This window comes from Salinilacihabitans rarus, assembly GCF_024296665.1.
Taxonomy (GTDB): domain Archaea; phylum Halobacteriota; class Halobacteria; order Halobacteriales; family Natrialbaceae; genus Salinilacihabitans; species Salinilacihabitans rarus.
The window spans coordinates 1,359,034-1,379,249 of the sequence record NZ_CP100762.1 but is presented as its reverse complement, the minus strand read 5'-3'; the positions used below and the strand labels follow the sequence as shown (position 1 = coordinate 1,379,249).

The window sequence follows — 20,216 nt, the reverse complement described above, 5'->3', positions numbered from 1 at the left end:
ATATAGGTGTTGTTATTCTCCAACTAACACCGGTCGCGCGAGCGGCGGGCGGTCGCGACTCACTCGATCGTCACCGTCTGGAGGTCCTCGGCGAACCGGACGTCGCCGTCGTAGTGGGCGGCGATCGAATTGCGCATCTCGGCGTGCTTGCCGGTCGTGTGGGGGTAGAGGTGGGTGAGGTAGACGCGACCGATCTCGCGACCGGCGAGCGCCCGGCCGAGTTGCTCGGGCGTCGGGTGGTTCGAGACGTCGACCTCGTCGGGGAACGAGCAGTCGTGGGCCAGCACGGCCGACCCGTCGGCGAAGTTCGCAAGTCCCGCGAACGCCTCGCTGTCGCCGCTGAACGTGAACCGGTCGTCGAATCGGTAGGCCAGACACGGCAGCGAGTGGCGCGTCTCGTAGGCCGAGACGTCGAAGCCGGCGACCGAGAACTCCCCGGGGACGACCTCGCGGACCTGCAAGTCGAGTTTGTCCTGCATGTACTCGTGGACCGACAGCAGGCCGTCGACGAGCCCCTTCGTCCCCTGCGGGCCGACGACTTCGAGGTGCTCCTCGCCGGCGAGCCAGCGCGCTTTCATCAGCGGCAGCAGGTCGGCGACGTGGTCGAGGTGGTGGTGTGTGAGGAGGACGGTCGAGACGGCCTCGTGGCCGACGCCGGACTGCTGGAGGCGGTGGAGGACGCCGCTGCCGCAGTCGACCAGCAGGCTCCGGCCCGCCTCCTGTACGAGGATGCCGGTCTGGAACCGCTCGCCCGTGGGCAACGCGGCGCCGGTTCCGAGGAACGTGACGCGCATGGACGGCAGTGTGGCGGGGCGGTGGAAAAGGGTTGCGTCGGCCGGCGGTTCAGGACGCGTCGCCGTCGGCCGCGGACGCGCCGGAGCGCGCCCGCGAGACGGTCACCACCGGGACGGGCGCGCCACGGACGATCCGCTCGGCGACGCTCCCGAGGAGGGTCCGCCCGACGCCGCCCCGGCCGCGGGTCCCGACGGCGACGAGGTCGGCGTCGCGCTCGTCGGCGAACGCGACGATCTCCTCGAAGACGACGCCGAAGCGGACGACCGTCTCGACCGCCGGCGCGCCCGCGTCCCGGGCGCGCGCCGCGGCGTCGTCGACGCGGTCGCGCGCGGCGGTTTCGAGCCGTTCGCGCGTCCGCGCCGGCCGGATATCGAACCCCGGGTCGGTCGCGTCGACGACCGAGAGGAGCGACACCGTCGCGTCGCACTCGGCCGCGACCGCGACGGCCTCCTCGAGGGCGGTCCGCGCGAACTCGCTCCCGTCGGTCGCGACGACGACGCGCTCGGGGGGCCACGACGCCGCCTCGGCGGTCCCCTCCCGGACGGTCACCACCGGCACGTCGGCGCCGCGCAGCACGTGTTCGGCGACGCTGCCGAGGAAGAACCGCCGAATCCCGCTCCGGCCGTGGGTCCCGACGACGATCAGGTCGGCGTCGCGCTCGCTCGCCTGTTCGAGGATCGCCGGCCCCGGCTCCCCCCTGCACGCCTCGGCGACCGCCGCGGCGCCGGCCCGCTCGGCCCGTTCGACCGACGTCTCGAGCAGCGACGCCCCGGCCTCGTCGAACGCGGCGAGGTCGTCGGGGGCGAGGCGGTCGTCGCCCTCGGGGGTGGGGTCGACGACGTGGACGACGTGGACGGTCGCTCCCACGTCGGCGGCGACGGCGGCCGCGTACTCGAGGGCCGCCGTCGCGCACGCGCTGCCGTCGACCGGGACGAGGATGCGTCGGTACATACGCGTCCGTTCGACGCGCCCGCGTATACAACTGTCCAACGCAACGTCCAACACCGATCCGGAGCGTTATTGGCGCCGACCGAAAAGAGCCGATGATGTCTCCGGTCAGACGGCGGATGCTCCAGTACCTCGGACTGGTCGCGCTGACGACGGCCGCCTACACGCTCGCGTACAACTACGGGATGGCGGCGTGGGAGGGGGAGCCGCAACCGCTCTACCACTCGCTCGAAATCGTCTTCCAGACGTTCACCACCACGGGCTACGGCGAGGACGCGGGCTGGGAGACCCCCCAGATGCACCTGCTCGTGATCAGCATGATGCTGGCCGGGATCGGACTCATCCTGACCGGGGTCGACATCTTCGCCATCCCGTGGCTCCGGGAGGCCCTCTCGGTGTCGCCGCCGACGACCGCGCCCGACGCCGCCGACCACGTGGTGCTCTGCGGGTTCTCCCCGCGCGGTCGGGCGTTCGTCGAGGAACTGCAGTCGAAAGACTACGAGTACGTCGTCGTCGAACCGGATCACGACCGCGCCCTCGAGTTGAGCGCCGACCACCCCGTCGTCCACGGCGACCCGCAGTCGCCCGCGGTCCTCGGGAACGCGGGCATCGACGAGGCGCGGGCCGTCGTCGCCGACTCGGCCGACGACGCGAACGCGAGCATCGTCCTGTCGGCCCGGGAGGTCGACCCCGACGCGCGCGTCATCACGCTCGTCGAGGACCCGGACCTCGCGCGCTACCACCGCGCCGCCGGCGCCGACGAGGTGCTCTCGCCGCGACGGCTCCTCGGCGAGAGCCTCGCGAGCCAGATTCCGACCGCCGTCACCACGTCCGTCGACGACGCCGTCGAGATCGGGGAGGACTTCGGGCTGATCGAACTGACCCTGACCGCCGACAGCGACCTCTGTGACGAGCAGTTCTCCGACGCACGGATTCGGGAGCGGTTCAGCCTCAACGTGATCGGCGCGTGGTTCGACGGCGACTTCGAGAGCCCGGTCGACCCCGCGGAGACGCTGACGGCCGGGACGACCCTGCTGGTGGCCGGCGAACCCGATCGGCTCGCCGAGTTCCGCGAGGAGACGACCGCGCCCGTCCGCCCGTTCGCGCCGCGGCAGGCGATCGTCGCGGGGTTCGGACAGACGGGGGCGGCCGCCTACGCCGTGCTGGAGCCGACCGGAACCGAGATCACGGTGCTCGACCGCGAGGCCGGGGAAGAGGTAGACGTCGTCGGCGACGCGCGGGACCCCGACGTGCTGACCGAGGCCGGCATCGAGGGCGCCTCGGCGCTGCTGCTCGGCCTCGGCGACGACACCACCGCGGTCTTCGCGACGCTGATCGCGCGCGACCTGAACCCCGACGTCGAAATCGTCGTCCGGGCGAACGACGAGTCGAACGTCCGCAGGCTCTACCGGGCGGGCGCCGACTACGTTCAGTCGCTCGCGACCGTCAGCGGCCGGATGCTCGCCTCGACCGTCTTCGAGGACGAGGAGGTACTCGCCTACGACACGCGCATTCAGGTGGTCCGGGTGCCGGCGGACGGGCTATCGGGATGGACGATCGTCGAGGCGGACGTGCGAGCGAGGACCGGCGCGACCGTCCTCGGGGTCGTCACGGACGGCGAGACGATCACGGACTTCGACCCGGGGTCGCTGCGGATCGAGGCCGACGACGAACTCGTGCTGGCCGGCACCGACGAGAGCGTCGCCGAGTTCGATCGCATCTTCGGCGCGTGAGTCGCCGAGGTGGCCGGTTCCCGCTGGCTGGGGATCGATCCGGGACTTTTGCGCGGCCGACCCGAACCATCGACCGTGACGGACGATGCCCACCGTCGACTACTACGACCGGATCCTCTGGGGGATTCCGGCCTGCGTGCTGCTCGGGGCCGCGCTCGGCCTCGCGACGTCGATTAGCTTCGAGGCCGGCCTCGCCGCCGGGTCGCTCGCGGCGACCGCGTTCGTCTACGAGGCGATCTACCGGAACCCGCCGATCCCCACGACGCCCCGGCGCGCCAAGGTAGCCGTGGTCGTCTGGCACGTCATCGTCGTCACGCTGGTGGCGGCGGCCGTCTACTGAGGCCGGATCACTTTCGTTCCGGTGGCCAAACCCTCTTATCCGCGCGGAGCACAGACGACGGTGATGGACGGGAGCGAGCCGCCGGTGTCGGCCGAGGAGGTGCCGTTCGACCCGGACGCCGTCGAGATCGAGGACGCCGACGTCTTCGGGCTACTCGAACCCGCAGTCCGCGAGTGGTGGCTCGGCGCGTTCGGCGAGTACGTCCCCGAAAACGGCGGCTTCTTCACGCCGCCACAGCGGGACGCGATCCCGAAGATCCACGAGGGGACGAACACGCTGATCTGTGCGCCGACCGGGTCGGGAAAGACGCTCGCGTCGTTTACCGGGATCATCAACGAACTGTTCCGCCGCGAGCAGGAGAGCCGAGACGGCCTCGACAACTCGGTCTACTGCCTCTACGTCTCGCCGCTGAAGTCACTCGCCAACGACATCCACCGGAACCTCGAACTGCCACTCGACGGCATCACCTCGATCATCGAGGAGCGCGGCGCCGACGTCGGCGAGATCCGCCACGCCATCCGCCACGGCGACACGGATTCGAGCACGCGCCAGAAGATGCTAGACGAGACGCCACACATCCTCAACACGACGCCGGAGACGCTCGCCATCCTGCTCAACTCGCCGAAGTTCCGCGAGAAGCTCCGGACGGTGGAGTACGTCATCGTCGACGAGATCCACTCGCTCGCGGCGGGCAAGCGTGGCACCCACCTGTCGGTGGGCCTCGAACGCCTCGAGGCGCTGGCCGACGGCGGGATCACGCGGATCGGCTGCTCGGCGACGATCGAGCCGCTGTCGCGGGTCGCCGAGTTCCTCGTCGGCCGCGAGGAGCCGAGGGGCGAGCCCCGCCCGTACGAGATCGTCGACGCTCGCTTCGCCCGCGAGTTCGACCTCGAACTGGAGTGTCCCGCGGACGACCTGATCCACACGTCCCGGGAGGTCGTCCAGGACCGCTTCTACCGAACCCTCCACGAACACGTCCAGACGCACACGAACACCCTCGTGTTCACGAACACCCGCTCGGGGGCCGAACGGGTGTTACACGAACTTCGCGAGCGGTTCGACGACTACGACGAGGACAACTCCGCCTGCCACCACGGCAGCCTCTCGAAGGACGTCCGCCACCGCGTCGAGGAGCGGTTGAAAGCCGGCGACCTCGACGTCGTGACGAGTTCGACCTCGCTCGAACTGGGCATCGACATGCCCCACGTCGACCTCGTCGTGCAGGTGGGCTCGCCCAAGAGCGTCGCCGCGTTGCTCCAGCGGGTCGGCCGGGCGGGCCACCGCGTCGGCCAGACGGTGACCGGCCGGGTGATCGCCCTCGACCGGGACGAACTGCTCGAGTGTGCGGTGATGCTGAAGAAGGCCGAGGAGGGGTTCGTCGACTCCGTCTCGATCCCCGAGAACGCCCAGGACGTCGCCGCCCAGCACGTCTACGGGATGGCCATCGCCGAGGTGCGCCCGGAGCGGGAGGTGCGGGCGATCCTCCGGCGAGCCTACCCCTACCGGAACTACTCCGAGGCGGAGTACGAGTCACTCGTGCGGTACCTCACCGCCGACTACGCCGGGATGGAGGACCGAAACGTCTACGCGAAGGTCTGGCGCGACGAGAACGACCCGCCCGACGGCGAGTACCACTACGACGACTTCCCCGTCGGCGAGCCCCTGATCGGCAAGCGGGGCCGGCTCGCCCGGGTGATCTACATGACCAACGTCGGGACCATCCCGGACTCGTTCTCCTGTGACGTCTTCACCCGGTCGAGCGACGAGTGGGTCGGCCAACTCGACGAGAACTACCTCGACACCCTGGAGAAAGGCGACGTCTTCGTCCTCGGGGGCGACCGCTTCGAGTACCGCTACCGGCGGGGATCGAAGGTGTACGTCGACCGCACGAGCGCCCGCCCGACCGTCCCGTCGTGGTACTCCGAGCGGTTGCCGCTGTCGTACGACCTCGGCCGCGAGATCCTCGCGTTCCAGCGCGACCTGCTCGACCACTACGAGGCGGGCGGTCCGCCCCGGGTGCGCGCGTGGCTGCGGGAGTTCCCGCTTGACGACCACAGCGTGCGGGCGATCAGCCGGCTGTTCGACCACCAGCTCAGGTACGCCGGCCCCGAGAGCGTGAGCACGGACGGGCGGCTGTCGATCGAGGTGGTCCGCGACCGCGAGGAGTACGAACGCCACTACTACGTCCACTCGGGCTACGGCCGGAAGTTCAACGACGGCTTCTCGCGGCTGCTCGCGTACCGCTGTGCCCAAGAGGCCACCGCCAACGTGCGCGTGGCGGTCGCCGACAACGGCGTCGTCCTCTCGATGCCGCTGAACCGCAAGGTCGACCTCGAAGCGATCCTCGCGGACCTCGACCCCGACGACGTACGCGCGGACCTCCGGCGAGCGCTGTCGGGGACCGACCTGCTACAGCGGTACTTCCGGATCAACGCCACCCGCTCGCTGATGATCTTAAAGCGGTACAAAGGCTACGAGAAGTCCGCGAGCGAACAGCAGGTTTCCAGCGAGATGCTACTGGGGTTCGCCGAGGACCTCGACGACTTCGCGGTGATCGAGGAGACCTACCGCGAGATACTGGCGGACAAACTCAACGTCGCCGAGATCGAGGACGTGGTCGAGGCGATCGACGCCGGCGAGATCGACGTCGAACGGACCCTCCTCGACTCGCCCACCCCGCGGGCGTTCGGGCTGGCGACGCTGTCGGCAAGCGACGTCGTCCTCGCCGAGGACGAGAGCGCGGCGCTGCGGGCGTTCCACGAGCGCGTCTTGGAGGAGATCGGCGAGGAGTCGCTGTCGGGGCTGGCCGCCGAGGACTGAGCGCGGGACCGGCGACCGAAACGAACACCTCGGTAACGCGAGAAAGGCCGGCATGGCCGACGACGCGCCGGACTGGGAGTTCTCGGAGCGGGACGTCGCGATCCTGACCGAACTCGCGGCCGACCCGCAACTGTCCTCGCGGGAGTTGACCGACGTCCTCGCCGCGGAGTACGACATCGACGTCTCACACGTCACCGTCAGCGAGTCGATCCGCCGGATGCGCGAGGAGGGCGTCTTCCGGGAGGCGATCGTTCCGAACGAGGCCTACTACGTCTTCGCGCTGTTCGAGTTCAAGTTCGACCCCTCGGGGTTCGCCGACGGCTGGCGCGAGGCGATGGAGCACGTCCGCGAGGACGAGCACACGCTCTTTTTCTTCCTCTCGGACGGCGAGTACCAGTGGAAGACGGTGATGATGTTCCGCGACGCCGAGGCGTCCTCGCGGTGGATCCACGAGTTCTACAAGGAACACGGGGAGGTGGTCGCGAACGTCCGCAACTCGGCGGTCCACAACGTGCTCAAGTTCCGGACCGACCCGAGCGTCTTCGAGGCCCTGCTCGAAGACGGCGACTGAACCCCGCCGGCTTCACAGCGGCTCCCCGCCGTCGACGATGCGCTCGGCCCGCTCGGCCATCGCGGGGACGCGCTCTTCCATCAGCGGGTACATCGGGTTGTCCGCGTTGCCCTCCAGGTGGCGCCGGAAGAACATCTCCCCGAGCGCCGCCAGTTTGTAGACCGCGAGCGTCCGGTAGAAGCGCTCGTGTTCGAACGCGAGGCCGGTTTCGGCCTCCCAGCGGTCGACGAGGTCGCGGCGGGTGGGGTAGCCCTCGGCCTCCATGAACGTCGGCGTCAACTCCGGCACCGCGGGGTCGGGGTCGCCGGGGTCGCGCCAGTAGGCGAGCGTCCAGCCGAGGTCGGCCCGCGGGTCGCCGAGGGTGCTCATCTCCCAGTCGAAGACGCCGACCAGTTCCGGGCGGTCGCGTTCGGTCTCGGCGCCGGTCCGGTCGGTCCCCGGCGGCGCGAACATCACGTTGTCGAGTTTGTAGTCGCCGTGGACGAGCGCGCGGGGGTGTTCCTCCGGGCAGTGCTCGTCGAGCCACGCGCCGACCTCGTCGAGGGTCGGCACCTCGCGCTCGTCGGCGGTGCGCTCGAACGCCCACGCGAGTTGCTTCCCCCAGCGGTCGACCTGCCGGCGGGTGTAGCCCGCCGGGCGGCCGAACTCGCCGAGACCGACCGCCTCGTGGTCGACCCCGTGGATCGCCGCCAGTCCGTCGACGAACGCCTCGCCGACGCGCTCGCGGCGGGCGGGGTCTTCGAGCCAGTCGGGTTCGGACCACCGGAGGACGTCGCCCTCGAGCCGTTCCATCACGTAGAAGTCGCTGCCGATCACGTCGCCGTCGTCGCAGGCGAGAAGCGGCTCCGGCACGGGGACGTCGGTGTCGACGAGCGTGTCCGTCACCTCGTACTCCCGGAGGACGTCGTGGGCGGTCTCGGCGGTCTCGCCCGGCGGCGGCCGCCGGAGGACGAGGTCGCGCTCGCCCCAGGTGACGAACAGCGTCTCGTTCGAGAAGCCCTGCTGGTGGTGTTCCACGTCGTAGGCGTCGGCCGGTCCGAGGTGGGCCTCGAGGTACGCCGCGAGCGCCTCCTCGTCGACGAGCCGGTCGTAGTAGTCCTCGCTCATGGTGGATCGATCGCGCGGTCCGCTCGTCCCGACGCGTTCCTTCCAAAAATAGCTTCGGGCATACTTTTACTTTACATTGTTGTGTAGGTCGACCATGGAGTACGACGACGGCGAGCGAGCACGGGAACTGGCGGCGGACGTTCGGGCGTTCGTCGAAGAGGAGGCGATTCCGGCTGAGCGGGAGGTCGTCGGCGACGGCCCCGTCTCGGGCGAGACGGTCGAGCGACTGCGCGAGGAGGCCCGCGAGCGCGGGATCTACGCCCCGCAGATCGAGGCGGAGTACGGCGGCCTCGGCCTCGACCTCCGGGACGTCCTCCCGGCGTTCGAGGAGGCCGGGCGGTGCTACCTCGCGCCGCTCGCGATGCGGATCGCCGCCCCCGACGAGGGGAACATGCACACGATCGAACTCGTCGGCACCGACGAGCAGAAAGACGAGTGGCTCCGTCCGCTCGTCGCCGGCGAGATCACCTCCGGCTTCTCGATGACCGAACCCACCCCCGGCGCGGGGTCGGACCCGAAGATGATCCGGACCACCGCCGAGCGCGACGGCGACGAGTGGGTGATCGACGGCCACAAGTGGTGGACGACCAACGGCGCGGAGGCGGACCTCCTGCTGGTGATGGCCCGCACCGACCCCGACGTCCACCCCTACCGCGGGTGTTCGATCTTCCTCGTCCCCGCGGACGCCGACGGCGTCGAGGTCGTCCGCGACGTCGAACACCTCGGGGGGAACGTGACGGGGTCGAGCCACGCCGAGATCCGCTACGACGGCGTTCGCGTCCCCGAGGAGAACCTGCTCGGCGGGCTGAACCAGGGGTTCGCCGTCGCCCAGAAGCGCCTCGGCCCCGCGCGGTTGACCCACTGCATGCGCTTTACCGGGATGGCGACGCGGGCGCTCGACGTCGCGAAGGCCTACGCGAGCGAGCGCGACGCCTTCGGCGATCCGCTGGCGGAGAAACAGGCGCTCAGACACGAGGTCGCCGACGCCGAGACGAGACTCCACGCCGCGCGGACGATGGTCCGCGACGCCGCCGACCGCCTCGCCGCGGGCGAGGAGGCGCGGGTCCCCGTCTCGATGTGCAAGGTGTTCACCGCGAACGCCACTCAGGAGGCGGTCGACCTCGCGGTCCAGATCTGCGGCGGTAACGGCATCGGGAAGGACCTGCCCGTCGCCGACTTCTACGAGGACGTCCGCTCGTTCCGCATCGTCGACGGCGCCGACGAGGTCCACCGGCGGGTGATCGCCCGCGACGCCTTCGACGAGGTCGACGAGCGCGAGGTCGAGAGCCTGCTGCGCTTCCGCGAGTAACGGCGCGGAAGAAGCGCCACCTCCGGGCGCGGGTCGACGGCGACGTCGGCCGGAGGACGACCGCCGCCCGGCGTAGCCCTCGCGGGCGACGTCACGCGTCCGACGCGCCGTCGACGATTTCGAGTACCTCCAGCGGCGAGTCGAGTCGGTAGTCGACGGCGGGGCCGTCCTCGTCGCCCAGCGTCGCCGTCCGCATCCCCAGGGCGGCGGCGCCGGCCGCGTCGTGTTCGTAGCGGTCGCCGACCATCAGCGACCGCCCGGGGGCGACGCCCGCGCGGTCGAGCGCCGTCTCGAACATCGCGGGGTCGGGTTTCGTGCGGCCGACCTCCTCGGAGGTGGTGATCGAGTCGAACGCCTCGCGGACGCCGAACGTCTCCAGGATGCGCCGGCCCTCGTCGGCGTCGACGTCGCTGACGACGCCGACGTGGAGGTCACGCGCGGCGAGGCGCTCGACCGCCTCGACCGCGCCGGGGACCGGTTCGATCGCCTCGGCGGCGACCCGCTCGAACAGGGGGCGCCACTCCGCGGCGGGAACCTCGCGCCCGGCGACGGCGGCGACGCCTCGCGCGTACCCCTCGCGGGCGGGGCGGAACTCGGTGCCGTCGCGGGCGCGGAAGTAGTCGCCGACGGTCCGGCGCCACGTCTCGAGGGCGTCGTCGACCGTCGCGTCGAGGTCGCGCTCCGCGACGAGGCGCTCGACGAACCGCCGGTGGGCCGCGCCGACGGAGTCGAGGTCGAGGATCACCCCGCCGACGTCCCAGAAGACCGCCGTCCAGCCGTCGGGGGGTGTGGCCGCGGCACCGTCGACCCCTCGCGCGCGTTCGTCTGCGGGTTCGTCGTCCGTCACGGTCGATCGTCTCGGCCGGACTCTCGCACGCGGCGACCAAAAGCGTGGCCGTCCGCGAACCACCCCTACGGTCTTGGGCACCGCCGTGGTACGCGCTGGCATGGACGGCAGGCCCCTCACGCCCGAGGCCGGGGACGCGCTGCGGAGCGCGGCCCGGACGGCCGTCGGCGACGAACTCCGGAGCATCACGTACTTCACCGACGACGCCGTCGAACAGCTGTACCTCCGGTCGGACCTCGAACGGTCGGCCGACCTCGTCGGCTTCGCGGCACAAGAGCGGGCGGGCTTCGACGCCCAGAACGCCTACCGGAACTCCCAACTGGGAGCGTACCGGGCGACGGTCCGGATGTTCGAGTACGGCTACCTGACGCGGGTCGTCCACGACCGCCGCGGCGTCTGGGTGACGACCGACGACATGTCGATGGAGCGCTTCGAGGAACTCGCGTCCGCGCTCGAACCGATCCTCGCCGGGATCGACGGGGCGGACGACGGGTCGTAGGCGCGCTCGCCGACTCCGACAGCTACAAGCCCCGAATGGCCCCAGTTCGTGCCATGCCCGGGAAGGTAGCTCCCGACGACCTGCTCGCACACGTCTTCGGCCGGACGGGCGCGGCCGACGAGACGGTGTTGCAGGGCCCCGCCGAGGGCGAGGACGCGGCGGCGATCGACTGGCCCGGCGGGACGCTCGTGGTCAGTTCGGACCCCATCTCGCTTGCGGCCTCGCAGGTGGGCACCCTCGGCGTCCACGTCGCCTGCAACGACGTCGCGGCCTCCGGGGCGGACCCGCGCTGGCTGACGGCCGTCATCATGCTCCCCGAGGAGGGGGTCCTCGACTCGATCACGCGCGACCTCGACGCCGCCGCCCGCGAGGTCGGCGCGACGATCGTCGGCGGCCACTCCGAGTACGTCGACGCGCTCTCGCGGCCGCTGGTCTCGCTGACGGCGATGGGCGCGACCGACCGGTTCGTCCCCACCGGCGGCGCCGAACCCGGGGACCGCGTCCTGCTGACGAAGGCCGCCGGCGTCGAGGGGTCGGCCATCCTCGCGGCCGACTTCGGCGACGACCTCGGGGTCGCCGACGACGTCCGCGAGCGCGCTGAAGGGTTCCTCTCCGAGATCAGCGTCGTCCCCGACGCCCGAATCGTCCGCGAGTACGCGACGGCGATGCACGACCCGACCGAGGGCGGCGTCGCCGCCGGCCTGCTCGAACTCGCCCGCGCCTCGGGGGTCCGGATCGCGGTCGACCGCGACGACGTCCCGGTGCGCGCGGCGACGCGGACGCTCTGTGCCGCCGCCGGCGTCGACCCGCTGCGGATCTTCGGCTCCGGCGCGCTGCTGGCGACCGTCCCCGCGTCGGCGGTCGACGACTGCCTCGACGCCCTCGCCGACGCGGGGATCGAGGCCGCCGAGATCGGCGCCGTCCGCGAGGGCGACCCGGTCCTCGACCTCGACGGCGAGACGGTCGCCGACCCCGTCGAGGACGACCTCTACCCGCTGTGGGCGGCGGCCGACGCCGACGAGTGACTCACCCCCGTTCGTTCTCGCCGCCGAGGGCCGCCTCGGCGGTCGCGCTCGCGAGCGCCCCTCGCGGGTCGATCGCGACGTCCGCGCCGACGGCCTCCAGATCCCCGGCCCGTCCCGCCGGCGCGAGCGCGACGACGTAGCCCTCCGGGACGACCCGTCGCGCCGCCAGCACCGCGTACGGCACCGTCTCCCCGTCGGTCGCGACGACGACCGCCGTCGCAGACGCGAGGGCGGCCCGTTCGAGCGCGTCGTCGTCGGTCGGCGCCCCGACGACGGTCTCGACGCCGCGGGCGTCGAGGTCGCGGGCCCACGCCTCGTCGCGCGTCACGACCGCGAGCGAGGTTCGGTCCGCGAGGCCGTCGACGGCGACGGCCCCGGGGTCGCGGTCGCCGAGGACGACGACGCGCCCGTCCCGCGCGTCCCGGCCGTCGCGCCCGGCGCCGGCGACGCGCCTGCCGGTCCGCGAGAGGCGGGCTTCGAGGGCGGGCGCGACGACCGTGCCGATCGCGGCGGCGACGGTCGCCGGCCCGAGGGCGACGAGCGAGATCGTAAAGAGACGGGCGCCGTCGCCGGTCGGGTGGACGTCGCCGAAGCCGACGGTGCTCGCGGTGACGAGCGTGAAGTACAGCGCGTCGACGAGGCCGTCGACCTCGGCGAACTCGGCCCGGAGGACGTAGGCGCCGACGGTGCCGTAGCCGACGAAGGCGACGACAGCGACGGCGGCGCCGATCTGGGTCTCGGTGAGCGAGACCGACCGCGTGAACGCCCGGCCGGTCCGGACGAGGACGACGAACCCGGCGACCGAGAGGGCGACGAGCGGGATCGAGAGTGGGTGGGCGTGGACGACGCCGTGGACCGCTTCGAGGGCGACCAGCGCCGCCGCGACGAGGTACGCGAGGCGGTACCCCCGGCGCATCCCCCACGCCGCCGCGAGCAGGCCGAAGCCGAGGACGACGCCGGTGAACGACGTCACCAGCTGGATGGTCGCCGCCGCGGCCGTCACCTCGATCGCCGGCCCGGTCACCATCGCGGCCAGCCCCGTCGCGATCGAGGCCAGCGCGACCGCGCCGACGATCGCGACGTCGATCCGGGGCGCGCCGCCCCGACGGAGGCGTTCGAGCATACCGGGCCCACCACGCCGACGGAAGTAAGCGTACGTCCGGCCGTCAGCGGGCGTCGACCAGCAGCGCGTTCAGCGCGTCGGGCACGACGAGCACCTCGTCGCCGGGGTCGACGGCGTCGGTCACGTCGTCCGCGGCGGTCAGCAGGCACTCCTCGACGACGTCGGGGGCCCGACTGTTCGTCACCCAGACGTCGTGCTCGCGGAGGACGCGCGCGACGACGAACGCCCGCTGGGCGCCGGGTTCGTACCCGTCCAGCATCGACTCGTAGAGCGCGTCGGCGTCCGTCGCCTCCCGGAGGCGCCGGTAGAAGCGGCGCTCGCCGGTTCCCGCGCCCGCACCCTCATCCAGTCGCGCGGGGACGACGAGTCGACCGCCGTCGCACAGCGGGTTCCGGTCGCCGAGGGCGACGTAGGTCGCCGCCCGCGTCGCCTGATAGAGGGTCGCGTCCTTCGGCGCGCCGACGCCGCAGACGGCGACGTCGAACGCGCGGTCGGCGGGGACCGGGACCGAGAGCGCGTCGCGGGCGACGGCCGCGAGGTCGGCGACGACCGCCCGGTGGTCGCCGGCGCTCACGCCGAGGACCCCCGCGGGGCCGTGGGTCAGGTTCAGACAGAACTCGACGCCGGCGAGGTCGCCGGCCGCGTCGATCGCCTCGCGGAAGGGGTTGCCCTCGATCCGGCCGAGGCGGACCCCCTCGCGCGCGAGCATCGCCGGGCCGTGGGTGTAGCCGATCAGCGACTCGCTCCCCGCGCCGATGGCGACCGTCTTCGCGCCGCCGGAGAAGCCCGCGTACTGGTGTGGCTCGACGACGCCGGTCGAACAGACGACGTCGGCGTCCGCGACGGGGCGTCCGATCTCGACGGGGACGCGGCGCGTCTCGCTCCCCTCGACCGCGCCCACCTCGACGACCGCCTCCGGGTCGTGGTTGACCGCCAGATCGGCGTGCGGGCCGAGCATCGACTCGATCTCGGCGTCGGTCATCGGCCGGTGGAGGCCGAGGCCGATCACGACCGTCACCCGCTCGCGGGGGACGCCGCAGTCGGCCAGTTCCGCGAGGAGGACGTCGAGGAGGACGTCGTCCGGGACCGCCCGCGTGCGGTCGGTGACGACGACCGCGACCTCGTCGCCGGGGTCGACCCGGTCGGCCAGCGGCGGGCCGTGAGGGTCGGCGAGCGCGCGTTCGGCGGCCGCGCGGACGTCGACGGGGGCGCCGCCGGGCGGGTCGGCGACCGTCACCTCGCAGTCGGGGAACGCGGCCGCGACCGTCCCCGTCCCGAGGGGCAGTTCGACGCGTGTCACACCGGCCGTTCGCGCGGGAGGGACAAAACGACGGCGACCGCGGCCCGGGAGCCGCGAGCCAGCGTTTTTTGTCCGACGCCGCCGTCTACCGGAAGGTGACGGGCTACGAACCGGGGTTCCGAACGCTCGAACGCGAACGCGACGGCGTCGACCTGCCGGTCGAGGGCGAAGTGCCGGCGTGGCTCTCGGGCGCGCTCGTCCGCAACGGCCCCGCGAAGTTCGAGGTCGACGGCGAGCGCGTCGCCCACTGGTTCGACGGGCTGGCGATGCTGCACAAGTTCCGGTTCGACGGCGGCGACGTGACCTACTCGAACCGGTTCCTGCGGACCGACGCCTACCGGCGGGCGACCGAGGAGGGACGGCTCACCGGCCAGTTCGCGACCGCGGGGAGCTACCGCGAGCGCCTCCGGTCGCTCGTGCGGACGCCGACGGACAACGCCAGCGTGAACGTCGCGAGGATCGGCGGCGAGCACGTCGCGCTGACGGAGACGCCCCGGCGGGTGCGGTTCGACCCCGAGACGCTGGCGACGCTGGGCGACCTCGCGTACGCCGACGACCTCCCCGCCCACCACGTCACCGCCCACCCCTGCCGCGACCCCGAGCGCGGCGAGACGGTCGCCTACGCGACCGAGTTCGGCCGCCCCAGCCGGTACCGCATCTACCGCGTCCCCGACGACCGCCCCGAGCGGATCGAGATCGCCTCCATCGCGGTCGACAGACCCGCCTACCTCCACAGCTTCGGGCTCACCCGGCGGTACGTCGTCCTCGTCGAACCGCCGTTCGTCGTGAACCCGCTGCGGTTCCTCCTGCCCGGCGGGGCCGGCTTCGTCGACCGCTACCGGTGGCGGCCCAAGCGGGGCACCCGCTGGCTCGTCGTCGACCGCGAGTCGGGCGACGTCGTGACGCGGCGGCGGACGACCGCGCTCTTCTTCTTCCACGTCGTCGACGCCTTCGAGACCGACGGCGACGTCGTCGTCGACCTCGTGGCCTACGACGACGCGACGATCGTCGAGAACCTGTTCCTGTCGTCGCTCGACGGCCCCGGCGGACTCCAGACGGCCGACGGCGAACTCACGCGCGTCCACCTCCCCCTCGACGGCGACAGCGTCCGCCGCCGGCGGCTCTACCGCGGGATGGAACTCCCCCGCGTCGCGCCGACGGCGTGGGGCCGACCCGCGCGGTACGCCTACGGCCAGCTAACCGGCCGCGCGGGCGGCAACGGCCTCGTGAAGGTCGACCTCGGGACCGGCGAGGCCGAGGAGTGGTTCGAGGAGGGGTACTACGCCGAGGAACCGGTGTTCGTGCCGGCGCCGGACGCCGAGGGCGAGCGCGAGGACCGCGGCGTCGTCCTCGCGACGGTCCTCGACGTCGACGCCGAGCGCTCGTTCCTGCTCGTCCTCGACGGCGAGACGTTCGCCGAGCGGGCGCGGGCGCCGCTGCCCCACCACCTTCCGTTCGGCTTCCACGGCGAGTTCTTCCCGGCGGTCACCGACTAGCCCGCGCCCACTCGAGCATCCGGGCGTAGACCGGATCCGACTCAAGCGCCCGCGGGTCGCCGACGAGCACGAGCGCCCGCTTCGGCCGGGTGAGCGCGACGTTGATCCGCCGGTAGTCCTCGAAGATCGGGCCTTCGAGCGTCCCCGTGGCCGTAAACGAGACGACGATCACCTCCTGACTCGACCCCTGGAAGCGGTCGACGGTGTCGACGGTCACGTCGTCGGGCACGCGCTCGGAGATCGTCGACACCTGCGCGCGGAAGGGGGCGACGACGCCGATCGCCGAGCGGTCGAGCCCCGCCGCCTCGTACGTCGCTATCAGGTCGGCGATCCGCCCGGCCTCCGCGTCGTCGGTGTAGCGGTCGCCGTCGCCCTCGACCGCGAGGAACGAGACGGGGTCGCGTAGCTCCGGCGGGAGGGCGTCCCGCGAGACGCCGTCGAGGTCCTCCAGCGTGCGACTCGCCACCGCGGGCGTCGCGGGCCGGAGGGCGCCGTCGTAGAACTCCCGGGAGGCGAACGCCTGAATGCGCTGGTTCATCCGGTACTGGCGGTCGAGCATGACCCCCGCCTCCGGGTAGCGGTCGACGAGGCGCTCGAACAGCGACTCGGAGAGGTCGTTCTCGGCGCGCACCACGGGCGGGAGTTGCTGGTGGTCGCCGACGAGGACGAACCGGTCGGCCAGTTCGATCGCCGCGTAGGTGCCGGGTTCGGTCAACTGGGCCGCCTCGTCGACCAGCGCCGCGTCGAAGGTCTGTTCTTTCATCACCCGCGAGCCACAGGCCGCGGTCGTCGCCGCGACCACGCTGGCCTCCCGGAGTTCGGCGACGCGCTCGCCGGGGTCGCCCGACCGTTCGAGTCGCAGCGACTCCATGTCCTCGCGGACGCCGCTCTCGCTGCCGACGCGAACGATATCGTCGGGGTCGATCCCCGCCTCCAGCAGCGCTTCGAGCGCGTTGTCGACCGCGCGATTGGTAAACGCCGACAGCAGGACGCGCTCGCCGCGGTCGACCATCGCGCGGACGGCCCGGGCGATGGTGTACGTCTTCCCGGTGCCCGGCGGGCCGTGGATCAGCGCGCAGTCCTCGGCGCCGACGGCCTTGCGCACGGCCTCGTCCTGCGCGTCGTTGTTGTCGATAAAGGTCTCGCCGGGGTCCTCGAACTGCGGTTCGGTGCGCCCGAACAGGACGTCCTTGCGGCGCTCGTCGCCTTTCAGCAGGGCGTCGTGGAGCGCGACGAGCAGGCGGTCGGTGGTGAGTTCGGAGGGGTAGACGTCGAGGCGGGCGACCTCGACCGGTTCGTCCGCGGTCAGGACGATTTCGTCGCCGAGGCGCTCGATCCGCGCGAGTTCCGCCTCGCCGCGGACCGGGTGGCCGTCGCTCGCGAGCACGAGGTCGCCCTCGCGGAGCTTCGAGGTCGCCGCGTCGCGCTGGCGCGCGCGCAGTTCCCAGCGGCCGCCGTCGAGCGGGCGCTTCCCGAGGAACTCGAGGTCGACCAGCGCGCGGTCGTCGTCGGCGCGTTCCGCGGCCGTCTGCTCCCAGAGCTTCGCGTACTCGCGGTGGACCGCGCGACGCTCCTCCTCGATCGCGCGGTAGAACCGCTCGAAGTGGTCGCGTTCCGCCTCGGGCAGCGGCTCCCCGATCCGCCCGGCCTTCGACTCCTGGTCGAGGCGGCCGGAGACGACCATGCAGGCGTCCCGCTCGAAGCAGTACTCGCACTTGGCGTCGCCCTCGTGACCCGTGGGGACGCCGTCGTCGTACTCCATCGCGGCGATCTCGTTGCGCAGGCGGACGACGTACTTCAGCAGGCCCGCGCCCATCGAGAAGTCCTTCGCGGGGGTGAGATCGCCCGTCTCCTCGTTGCGGTCGAGCGCCGAGTTCTTCGTGTACAGCAACGTCCCGGTGTCGACCTCGTCGCCGTTCTCCTCCAGCAACAGCGCGTAGCAGGCCGCCTGCACCTTGTCCTTGAACCGGGGCTCCTTGCGGAGGTTCTTGCCCGTCTTGAGTTCGACCGGCGCGCCCCGCCGGATGGCGTCGGCCCGCCCGCGGATGCCGAACGTCTCGCTGATGAGCAACTGCTCCGAGCGCCAGTCGTCCTCCTCGGTCAGCCGACCCTGTTCGAGCCAGCCCTCGATGGCCGCCGCGTTCTGCCGGACGTCCTCGCGGACCGCCTCGGGGGACTCCCCGAGCAGGCCCAGTTCGAGGCCGCGCCCGTCGACGCGGTCCTCGATGGCCTCTTCGAGGTCCCGACCCCGCAGGAGGTCCCCGAACACCTCGTGGACGAGCGTCCCCTTGACGACGGGGTAGTTCAGCGGCACTCCCGAGAGCTTGTTGAGGTAGTAGAGCCGGGGACACTCGACCCAGTTTCGGATCGCGGTGACGTTCACCAGAAACGACGGCTCGACGACGACGTAGGAGTCGCCGGTCGTCGAGTACTGGGTCTCGCCGCGGAACTCCCGCTCCTCGGCGTCGGTGACGAGCAGTTCCATCCCCGGTTCGAGCAGGTCGGCCGACTCGGTCCACTTGCCCCACAGCGTCACGGTGGCGACCTCGGGGTCCTCGGCGGTCGGGCCGTCCGCGTCGTCGCCGACCGATTCGAGGCGACACGGCACCTCGGCGAGGTCGCTCTCGCCGTAACTCGTCTCGACGGTCCGGACCGCCACCTCGCCCGCGACCGTTCCGCGTACGTTCACGAATTCGATCATCGACCGGCGGGCGAAAAACGCTGTCGGTCCACGACCTCGGCCGCGCCCGTCCGCGTAAAAGCGTATTACCCGGGTAGTCGACGACAGAACGGCGGAACGGTCGGCCCCGCTTTAGGGCGCCGACGGGGAACCGTCGACCGGCATGAGCGACTCGGGCCGGCGCGACGAGGGCGACGAGCGCGACGCCGTCCGGCGCGACGAGGTCGGCGCCCGCGCGGGGACCGGCGGCACCGACGCGGTGGCGGTCGACCCGGAGCGTGACCCCCGGGACGAGCCCACGCAGATCGCCGCCGAGGAGCGCCGGCGCAGCACGCCGTTCGGCAGCGCAATCGTGGCCGCGGTCGGCGCGTGGGTCGTCGCTTCGGCGTTCTTCTTCGAGACCGGGGCGGCGTCGCTGTGGAACAACGTCGTCGTCGGCGCGGTCGTCTTCCTCGCGGCCGGCTACAACGTCTACCGGGTGTCGAACGACGTCCCGCCGAGTACCGGGGTCGGCTCGCTCGTCACCGTACTGGGTCTCTGGCTGATCGCGTCCGCGGCCCTCCTCGGAATGCTCGGCGGCCTCTTCTGGAGTACCGTCGTCTCCGGCCTGCTGATCGCCGGGCTGGCCGGCTACAACGCCTACGAGTCGCGGGAGGCCCGCACCGTCGCGGGCGAGGGCGCCCGGGTACGCTAGACGCGGCGGAGGTCGCGTTCGAGGCGCCGGCGCCGGGTCTCGGCCTCGCGGAGGCCCATCGCGACGGCGGCGAACGCGACCATCGCGACGGCGAAGCCGACCGCGGGCAGCGCCGGGAGGCCGTTGACGTAGCTATTCGCGAGCTGACAGGCCGCGAGGGCGAGGGGGGCGAGCGCGACCAGCGAACTCTCGACCGGGGCGGCCAGAAACGCGTCGCGGAGGGCGTCGAGGCGAGGGACGGTCATGGTGTAACGGAACGTTTACCGACGGTCGCGGCCGCCGCATCGTAGGCTTTCCGGTTCGCGGGCCGCGAGTCGACCAGCGAGAGGGTCGTCGGGACCGATACGTATTTTCTCCCCGCGCCGAAACCTTCGCCCATGCGGATTCGCGAGTGGCAGGACGTACTCGAGGACGTCGTCGGACGGGACGTCGACCCCGAGGACTGGCGCGCCGTCGCGGGCGACCGGGCCGGCGGCCTCGGCGAGGACCTCTACCTCGCCCACCCGCGGGGCGGCGTCTACGTCCTGAAGACCTATGCGAAAAACCCCTACGAGGTCCGCGGCGTGGGCACCCGCGTGGCCCGCAAACTCGACGACGAGATCGGCTCGTTCCTGCCGGAGGAGGACGCCGGCGGGCGCTTTGCCGTCCAGTCGCCCCCCGAGGACGACGAGCACGCCGAGACGGTCGCGAAGCGCCTGCAGACGGTCGTCGAGACCCACGCCGACGCCCCGACGCGGCCCCAGGACTTCTTCGAGGACGTGATGGACGCCCTCGAGAGCCCGGCGTTCGGCCCGATGGAGTACGACGGCTACGACCGCCCGGACGAACTCGACGAACTGGCCGACCGGTTCGAGGAGGCCGAGGAGTTGCTGGACGCCGAACTCGACGACCTCGTCGAGACCGACGAGGTCGACCGCGGGTTCATGTGA

The 20,216-nt window shown here is 71.9% G+C and carries 18 protein-coding genes; 10 read left to right on the top strand and 8 right to left on the bottom strand.

All coding sequences use genetic code 11. From position 1 onward, the window contains the following. Positions 1 to 59: 59 nt before the first annotated feature. Together NKG98_RS07260 and NKG98_RS07255 are read right to left on the bottom strand one after the other, a co-directional pair. Positions 60 to 794 (bottom strand): MBL fold metallo-hydrolase, encoded by a 735-nt coding sequence (locus NKG98_RS07260; protein WP_254768992.1) that lies wholly within the window; start codon positions 792 to 794, stop codon positions 60 to 62. A 49-nt stretch (positions 795 to 843) separates the two neighbouring features. Next, entirely contained in the window at positions 844 to 1,746 is a 903-nt protein-coding gene (locus NKG98_RS07255; RefSeq protein WP_254768991.1) for a universal stress protein, read from the bottom strand. Positions 1,747 to 1,841: 95 nt separating this feature from the next. Here NKG98_RS07255 and NKG98_RS07250 point away from each other — a divergent pair, with 95 nt between their 5' ends. The 4 genes from NKG98_RS07250 to NKG98_RS07235 all read left to right on the top strand — a co-directional run bounded on the left by NKG98_RS07250 (position 1,842) and on the right by NKG98_RS07235 (position 7,207). After that, positions 1,842 to 3,476: a potassium channel family protein gene (locus NKG98_RS07250; protein WP_254768990.1), complete on the top strand. Its 1,635-nt coding sequence runs from the start codon at positions 1,842 to 1,844 to the stop codon at positions 3,474 to 3,476. An 85-nt stretch (positions 3,477 to 3,561) separates the two neighbouring features. After that, a complete protein-coding gene (locus NKG98_RS07245) occupies positions 3,562 to 3,816 on the top strand; it encodes a DUF8015 family protein (protein WP_254768989.1) in 255 nt (84 codons plus the stop codon). Positions 3,817 to 3,879: 63 nt separating this feature from the next. Continuing rightward, a complete protein-coding gene (locus NKG98_RS07240; RefSeq protein ID WP_254768988.1) occupies positions 3,880 to 6,636 on the top strand; it encodes an ATP-dependent helicase in 2,757 nt (918 codons plus the stop codon). A 52-nt stretch (positions 6,637 to 6,688) separates the two neighbouring features. Then, positions 6,689 to 7,207: an Lrp/AsnC family transcriptional regulator gene (locus NKG98_RS07235; RefSeq protein ID WP_254768987.1), complete on the top strand. Its 519-nt coding sequence runs from the start codon at positions 6,689 to 6,691 to the stop codon at positions 7,205 to 7,207. Between the two features lie 12 nt (positions 7,208 to 7,219). Here the strand turns inward: NKG98_RS07235 and NKG98_RS07230 are convergent, their stop codons facing one another. Next, the gene (locus NKG98_RS07230) at positions 7,220 to 8,314 is read right to left on the bottom strand and encodes a phosphotransferase family protein (RefSeq protein WP_254768986.1); all 1,095 of its coding nucleotides are present in this window, start codon (positions 8,312 to 8,314) and stop codon (positions 7,220 to 7,222) included. Between the two features lie 94 nt (positions 8,315 to 8,408). On the opposite strand from NKG98_RS07230, the gene NKG98_RS07225 reads away from it, so the two are divergent. Then, positions 8,409 to 9,623 (top strand): acyl-CoA dehydrogenase family protein, encoded by a 1,215-nt coding sequence (locus tag NKG98_RS07225; RefSeq protein WP_254768985.1) that lies wholly within the window; start codon positions 8,409 to 8,411, stop codon positions 9,621 to 9,623. 91 nt (positions 9,624 to 9,714) lie between these two features. Here the strand turns inward: NKG98_RS07225 and NKG98_RS07220 are convergent, their stop codons facing one another. Then, entirely contained in the window at positions 9,715 to 10,470 is a 756-nt protein-coding gene (locus tag NKG98_RS07220; RefSeq protein WP_254768984.1) for an HAD family hydrolase, read from the bottom strand. 100 nt (positions 10,471 to 10,570) lie between these two features. Here NKG98_RS07220 and NKG98_RS07215 point away from each other — a divergent pair, with 100 nt between their 5' ends. Further along, a complete protein-coding gene (locus NKG98_RS07215; protein ID WP_254768983.1) occupies positions 10,571 to 10,969 on the top strand; it encodes a DUF7522 family protein in 399 nt (132 codons plus the stop codon). A 53-nt stretch (positions 10,970 to 11,022) separates the two neighbouring features. Continuing rightward, complete coding sequence (locus NKG98_RS07210; protein WP_254768982.1) at positions 11,023 to 11,994, top strand: AIR synthase family protein; 972 nt, start codon at positions 11,023 to 11,025, stop codon at positions 11,992 to 11,994. 1 nt (position 11,995) lies between these two features. Here NKG98_RS07210 and NKG98_RS07205 read toward each other — a convergent pair whose 3' ends face one another. Further along, a complete protein-coding gene (locus NKG98_RS07205) occupies positions 11,996 to 13,117 on the bottom strand; it encodes an ion channel (RefSeq protein ID WP_254768981.1) in 1,122 nt (373 codons plus the stop codon). 43 nt (positions 13,118 to 13,160) lie between these two features. After that, a complete protein-coding gene (locus NKG98_RS07200; protein WP_254768980.1) occupies positions 13,161 to 14,417 on the bottom strand; it encodes a lactate racemase domain-containing protein in 1,257 nt (418 codons plus the stop codon). A 95-nt stretch (positions 14,418 to 14,512) separates the two neighbouring features. Here NKG98_RS07200 and NKG98_RS07195 point away from each other — a divergent pair, with 95 nt between their 5' ends. Continuing rightward, positions 14,513 to 15,913, top strand: coding sequence for a carotenoid oxygenase family protein (locus NKG98_RS07195; protein WP_254768979.1), 1,401 nt, complete (start codon positions 14,513 to 14,515; stop codon positions 15,911 to 15,913). Here NKG98_RS07195 and NKG98_RS07190 read toward each other — a convergent pair. Then, on the bottom strand, positions 15,903 to 18,602 hold the full coding sequence (locus NKG98_RS07190; protein WP_254768978.1) for an AAA domain-containing protein: 2,700 nt from the start codon (positions 18,600 to 18,602) through the stop codon (positions 15,903 to 15,905). The two genes, NKG98_RS07195 and NKG98_RS07190, sit on opposite strands and share 11 nt — an antisense overlap. Before the next feature lie 154 nt (positions 18,603 to 18,756). On the opposite strand from NKG98_RS07190, the gene NKG98_RS07185 reads away from it, so the two are divergent. After that, positions 18,757 to 19,287 (top strand): SPW repeat protein, encoded by a 531-nt coding sequence (locus tag NKG98_RS07185; RefSeq protein WP_254768977.1) that lies wholly within the window; start codon positions 18,757 to 18,759, stop codon positions 19,285 to 19,287. Here the strand turns inward: NKG98_RS07185 and NKG98_RS07180 are convergent. Beyond that, complete coding sequence (locus tag NKG98_RS07180; RefSeq protein WP_254768976.1) at positions 19,284 to 19,532, bottom strand: hypothetical protein; 249 nt, start codon at positions 19,530 to 19,532, stop codon at positions 19,284 to 19,286. The genes NKG98_RS07185 and NKG98_RS07180 overlap by 4 nt on opposite strands. Positions 19,533 to 19,664: 132 nt before the next feature. Here NKG98_RS07180 and NKG98_RS07175 point away from each other — a divergent pair, with 132 nt between their 5' ends. Then, complete coding sequence (locus NKG98_RS07175; protein WP_254768975.1) at positions 19,665 to 20,216, top strand: hypothetical protein; 552 nt, start codon at positions 19,665 to 19,667, stop codon at positions 20,214 to 20,216.